Source organism: Nostoc sp. NMS9 (assembly GCF_017114995.1).
Lineage (GTDB): Bacteria > Cyanobacteriota > Cyanobacteriia > Cyanobacteriales > Nostocaceae > Nostoc.
The window spans coordinates 1-6,055 of the sequence record NZ_JABXKL010000041.1; the positions used below are offsets into that span (position 1 = coordinate 1).

At 44.4% G+C, this 6,055-nt stretch carries 5 protein-coding genes; 3 read left to right on the forward strand and 2 right to left on the reverse strand.

Annotated features, from left to right (window positions below; all coding sequences use genetic code 11):
- The coding region (locus HWQ40_RS14235) for a HEAT repeat domain-containing protein (RefSeq protein WP_292778753.1) at positions 1-1,982 on the forward strand (1,982 nt) is incomplete at its 5' end.
- Between the two features lie 339 nt (positions 1,983-2,321).
- On the opposite strand, the gene HWQ40_RS14240 is transcribed toward HWQ40_RS14235, so the two are convergent.
- Both HWQ40_RS14240 and HWQ40_RS14245 read right to left on the reverse strand, forming a co-directional pair.
- The gene (locus HWQ40_RS14240; protein ID WP_292778755.1) at positions 2,322-2,777 is read right to left on the reverse strand and encodes a cupin domain-containing protein; all 456 of its coding nucleotides are present in this window, start codon (positions 2,775-2,777) and stop codon (positions 2,322-2,324) included.
- Between the two features lie 127 nt (positions 2,778-2,904).
- Positions 2,905-3,684: a cysteine hydrolase family protein gene (locus HWQ40_RS14245; protein ID WP_292778757.1), complete on the reverse strand. Its 780-nt coding sequence runs from the start codon at positions 3,682-3,684 to the stop codon at positions 2,905-2,907.
- A gap of 428 nt (positions 3,685-4,112) precedes the next feature.
- Here HWQ40_RS14245 and HWQ40_RS14255 point away from each other — a divergent pair, with 428 nt between their 5' ends.
- Together HWQ40_RS14255 and HWQ40_RS14260 are read left to right on the forward strand one after the other, a co-directional pair.
- Entirely contained in the window at positions 4,113-5,567 is a 1,455-nt protein-coding gene (locus HWQ40_RS14255) for a DHA2 family efflux MFS transporter permease subunit (RefSeq protein WP_292778759.1), read from the forward strand.
- 134 nt (positions 5,568-5,701) lie between these two features.
- Entirely contained in the window at positions 5,702-6,040 is a 339-nt protein-coding gene (locus HWQ40_RS14260) for an SDR family NAD(P)-dependent oxidoreductase (RefSeq protein ID WP_292778761.1), read from the forward strand.
- Positions 6,041-6,055 lie beyond the last annotated feature (15 nt).

The following is a 6,055-nucleotide window of genomic DNA, read 5'->3' on the forward strand; positions in this document are numbered from 1 at the left end:
ACGTTCGTTCAGGTGCGGCATCGGCATTGGGCAACTTGGGAGACGCCGCAGCCAAGTATGTCCCTGACATCGCCAATATCCTCAAGGATGAAAAGGTGAACGCCTACGTTCGTTATGGTGCGGCATCGGCATTAGGGAAGATAAAACAACTGAAACTGGAAGAAGTTGTTATAGTTTTGAATTATATCTATGAGCCAAACCAGGGAATATTTGGGTCAGATACAGGAAACTTTGAATTTTGGCGGTTTTTATCTTACTTCCTGAGTGGTGGCACAGATGAAGTAAAAACGCTACTGACATTGCTAGGTAGACCTGAGAGAAAAACAATTCCTGAGGAACTTACTCACGAACAAGGCAAGAAAACGCTGGAGGTTTTTCTCAAAGCCTGGAAACCTAGTGAGGGGCTGGATAGATTAAGAGAAGATTTAGCAGAACAGATTTCGATAGTTGCCGAAAACAAAAAAGTTCATTGGAAATGGCAAGATATTGGTTTGCTACAGTCCCACTACAACAACCTCGAAACTTCCTACCCAAATAAAGCTTATGCAGTACGGTCACAAATAATTAACCTTGAGGGTTGGGGGTGGTTTTTCAAAGCCAGAAACACCATCATCGCTCACATTGCCTTTTGGCTTGCCCTGATTTTTGCCTACCCGAAATTTCCTCAAGTCCAAGCCATCTTCTTCTGGAACCCTTGGGTACGCCGTATTCTCGGCGTCGGCTATGTCGGCTTTCTCCTCACCTGGTTTCCCCCCTTCCGGCGCAAATTATTTGAACCATTCAAACCTTCCCTATTAGCCGATGCCGGTTTAGATAATTTTTATGACCAATCATACTTCCCAGAATCTAAAGTTAAAGTTCCCGTCTCAGGAGACATCCTGCCAATTACCGCAGCATTACCCAGTATTCAAGGACAAATTATCTTAGAAGGAGATTCCGGCTTAGGCAAGTCGATGTTTCTCCGCCATCTGTTGAAAAATCAAGAGCGCATAGTCGTTTATCTCCCCGCCCAGAAATGTCATAAAGGCGTAATTGAAGCCATCCAAGACAAGCTACACGGCCAAGCCCAAGATGCCAGCTTCTTAAAAAACCTAATTTACAGTGGCGCGATAGATATCTGCATCGACGGACTCAACGAAGTCACCGCCGAAACACGGGCTAAAATCTGCCAGTTTGTCGAAAGCTATTTCCGGGGCAACATTATTATGACTACCCAGCCCCTAGAGTGGACACCACCCTCAACAGCCAAGATATATAAATTGCAGCCCCTTGAGCAACAACAAATTGAAGAGTTTTTGATATCCCGTCAGCCGCGACTACCCCAAGATGCCAAAATTCAAGGTGCTGATTACGCCAAAGCCTGCACCGATTATTTAACAGAAGTCTTCCAACAACAAGCCAAAGAAGAGTTAGATGCTGTCCGCCGAATTCTATCCAATCCAATGGATCTAACAGTGGTAGCGCTGATGTTATCACAAGGCAAACACCCTAACTTGTTTCGTTTGCAAGAACAGCAATACAATTTAATGGCGGCAGAATACCTCAAAGAATGGAATCAAGAATTTCCCTTAAAGAAATTCTCAGCCGCCGTCTACGAAATGCGACTCGAAGACAAACAAGCCTTACCCGCAGATGAATTTCAGCAAGTTGCCATGTCTTTGTCAGACGAGAAATACAAAATGGTAGTCAGCCGTCAGTGGCAAGATGAAAAAGGCGAAGCCAAGAAAGAGTGGTATTTCCGCCACGATAAAATCATGGATTTCTTCTTAGTGCAAAACTTTCTGGGCGAAACTGATGCCGCCGAAGGACTATTAGTTGATAGAATGGGCGACCCCCGATTTCGTGGCGTTTATTTCTTGCTAGCAACCTTACTTGAGATAGATGCAGCCAAAAAACTGCGTGAAGAATTGATTCAATACGCCGCCGATACTAAAGATAATACGGTCAGTAATACTTTCGTGCAGTTATTAAGGACTAGATAGTGCAATACGCTTGGCTTTGTGGAAATTTATAGCGCTTCTGGGTTGAGTGCAATACAGACCTAACAAGAACAGCCCCTTCCCTACTAGCGTTGGGGAATAAAATTCAAAGCCTCTCTCCTTTTAGGAGAGAGGTTTGGAGAGAGGTCAAAGTGTATTGCTTCCATTCGAGAACCGCTATATCTGTTAAGGCAGGCTGTTCTTGAGCAGGGGAGGCAGGGGAGGCGGGATAGAAGCGCAATGTGAGATTTCATTTATTAATAAAGATATAGCTACGGCAAAACTTGTGTGTACACCGTAGCTTTATAGGAGAGAGAAATAGAAGTGAGGTTTCAAATATCTTTAACAGGGCATCAAAGCATCAGATCTCCCTAGTACTGCCATATCTTCTTCATCTAACTCTGTCGGAATCCCACTGCGAATTAGTTCCGAAAAGTCTTCATTGGGAACCATAACAGTCAACGTGTACAAGCGAGTAGAACCAGTATTTTTAATCAAATGAGTACCAGTGGGAGGCACCAATAAACTATCTCCAGCTTTGATCGTGGTAGTCTTGCCGTCACATATAGCGATCGCTTCCCCTTTGAGGACGAAAAACATTTCCACCGCCCACTGATGGCGATTTGGGGGTGTTTGTCCACCAACATCAAAAATTTCTATGCAGCAAGTCAAAGAAGTATTAGCATTTGTCGAATCAAAGATAATTGCTAATCGATTAGAGGCGTCGGGACTGATGCGATATACTTGGTAATCTTTGCTAGATTTGATAACCGGAATTACACAACGAGTAGCGTACATTTATTTATCCCCTCTGAAGTTATCGATGGGTATGAAAATTCCTAAAACCTGAGTCCTGAATATTAAGTTGTTAGTTGTTCTCTAAATCACAAAATCACCTGTACAGACGCGATTAATCGCATCTCTCCTACTCCTCACCATTTTGCAGCGCTGTTAAAATTCCTTGCGAGTCAGTGACAAAACCGAAGCATTGTTTGACATTATACAATGTCGCCAGCCAACAATATTCAGGAGAAGTGGTAGCGGTGCAATCTTTAACCAACACGCAGTCATATCCTAAAAAGTTGGCATCACATAAGGTAGCTAGCACACATTGATCGGCATTTACACCAGCAAAAAATAATGTTGTCCTTCCCAAATTCCGCAAAATACTATCTAAGGGTGTATCCCAAAACCCACTCATGCGATATTTGTCCACACGAATATCTTCGGGAATCTGTTCTAGTTCGTCTACTACTGCCGCAGCCCAACTACCTGACATAAGTACTCTAGCACCATTGCTTGGTAGTGGATCGCCCAATCCCACACCTTCCCCTGTGGGATTATAGACGTGGCGCGAACTAGCACTAATATTGAGCAAGTCGGGACGATTCCCCCAATTTACCCAAATGACTGGAACACCAACCTCACGCAGTTCTGGAAGTAAGTTGTTCAAAGGTTCAATAGGCTGACGCGCTGGAGTTACGTCTACACCGATATGCGCTAACCAGCCATCAGGGTGACAGAAGTCGTTTTGCATATCAATGACGAGGATAGCAGTTTTTGCCAAGTCTAGGCGCAGGGTTTTAGTTTCTGTTGATAAAATAACGGGTTGTGGGGTCTTTTGAAGACGAGTGATATCTGCGATCGCATCATTCACTGTCCACGCATTTGGTGCAACTCCCAATGTCCGTAATGGTAAATTCATAAAATTCCAGTACCCAACACCATTTTCTATTTTGTAACTTGAAATTCAAGTCAAAATACAATTACTTAATCAAGGTTAAATATGGTAAATTTCACTATCCAGAATGTTTTGATTGCCGTCAGTGATGATTATGCAACGGTAGATGTATAGATTGTAAATAGTGCGACCACAGCCATTTCCCCCAATCTACAAGTAATTGGCACTGTCATAGATAGCAAAAATAAGCTGTTGCTACCTGGCTTGCCAAGAAGGATTATGAGAAGATCGATCAATTCTATAAGCATTCTAAAGCAAAGACGAGTTATGACTTTTATGTATCAAACAATGTAGGTGATGAGTTAAGGCGGTTACGAGATTTTAAATTAATTAAGATGAATATACGTATGCAAACTATTTACAACCGTAAAGTCAAAGGTGGAGGCTAAACGTTGGCACAATTCCAAGCAGAACCTCTGGCTTTATCAGGCTCTCAAAAAAATTGGGTCTTACTCGGTGTTGGACTTGGAGTATTCATGTCTACCCTGGATGTGGGTATCATTAATGTTGCTTTGCCCACATTGGTGCAAGCCTTTGGCACTAGTTTTCCTACGACCCAATGGGCTGTATTGAGTTACCAGTTGGTCAGTTCCGGTTTAGTTTTGGGAGCAACGCGCTTGGGGGATATGTGGGGTAAGAAGTCCTTATACCAGGGGGGACTTGTTCTGTTCACTTTCAGTTCGCTTTTGTGTGGTTTTGCACCTAGTATCGAGTGGTTGATCGCCTTTCGGGCACTTCAAGGACTAGGTGCTGTGTTCATTTCTGGGCTTGGTTTAGCAATTATCACAGAAGTTTTTCCCCCTTCCGAACGAGGTCGGGCTGTTGGCGTCATCGGTAGTGTAGTGTCACTGGGAATTGCTTTTGGCCCCTCTGCTGGCGGATTGCTTTTAAGCTGGTCAGGCTGGCATAGTATATTTTTCATCAATGTACCACTGGGGATTATAGCTAGTTTCTTAATAGCTCGCGTAGTGCCACCTTCTGCACGCATTGAAGGCAAACAGAAATTTGACTTTTTGGGAGCCATATTGGCTTTATTGACTTTAGGTAGTTTTGGGCTGGGTATGACGCTAGGGCAAAGCCTTGGCTTTAGCAGTACCAATGCATTGGTATTACTAGCGATCGCCGCCGTGAGTTTCATTACTTTTTTGGTAGTTGAAGCGATTCTAAAGCAGCCACTACTAGAGCTAAAGCTGTTTCGCAATCTTCAGTTGAGTATGGGTTTGCTAAGTGGCTGGTTAGCATTCATTGTTATTGGCGGTTCGCTACTCATCGTCCCTTTCTTTCTAGAGAGCGTCAAGCATTATCCAACGGTAAAAGTAGGGCTGTTACTAGCCGTGTCACCTGTACTTAGTGGGTTAATTGCCCCCCTAGCTGGAATACTTTCAGACCGCTTTGGCGCTCGACCGATCAGTTCAATTGGGCTGGGGTTGATGATTGGCGGCTGTCTGGGAATTAGCACCTTTGATGCTCAAATTACTGAGCTAGGCTATGTATCGCGCTATTTTATTTACGGCATTGGTCTGGGTTTATTCCAATCGCCCAACAACAGCACTGTTATGGGAGCAGTACCGAGAGAGCGTCTAGGGATTGCTTCTGGACTGTTATCTTTGTCACGTACATCAGGTAACACCGTAGGAGTTTCTCTAATTGGGGCAGTATTTGGAGCCTTAATTGCTAGTATGTCTGCGGGTGCGGATGTCTCTGTTGCCCCTCCTGATGCGATCGTTGCAGGGTTCCAAGGAACTTTTCGCTTCGCAGCCATAATACTTTGTGGAGCAGCAGTTGCATCCGTTTTGAGGATCGGTAAGAGGCAGGGGCAGGGGGGCAGGGGGAGCAGGGAGAGATGAGGGAGATGAGGGAGATGAAAACAAGGGGGTAAACAAAACTCCTAACTCTTAACTCTTAACTCCTAACTCCTAACTCAGCACTCAGCACTCAGCACTCCCAATGCCCAATTATCAATCACTAAGGAGTTAGATAAATGACAGGTAAATTAGAAGGAAAAGTAGCAATTATCACTGGGGCTTCAGCGGGAATTGGAGAAGCAACTGCGATCGCTTTGGCTTCAGTTGGGGCAACAGTAGTACTCGCTGCTAGGCGTGGTGATCGCATTCAGGCATTAGCAGAACGCATCGAGGCTAGTGGTGGCAAGGCATTGCCTATTGTCACTGATGTGACTGATGAAACCCAGGTAAATAACTTGGTGGCAAAGGCAAATGCAGAATTGGGAAGGGTCGATATCCTTGTGAATAATGCAGGGATCGCCTTACTGGGAACTATTAGACATCTCCGAAAACAGTCAAAACTGCTTTGTGACTAGCTTACAAGGCGCATT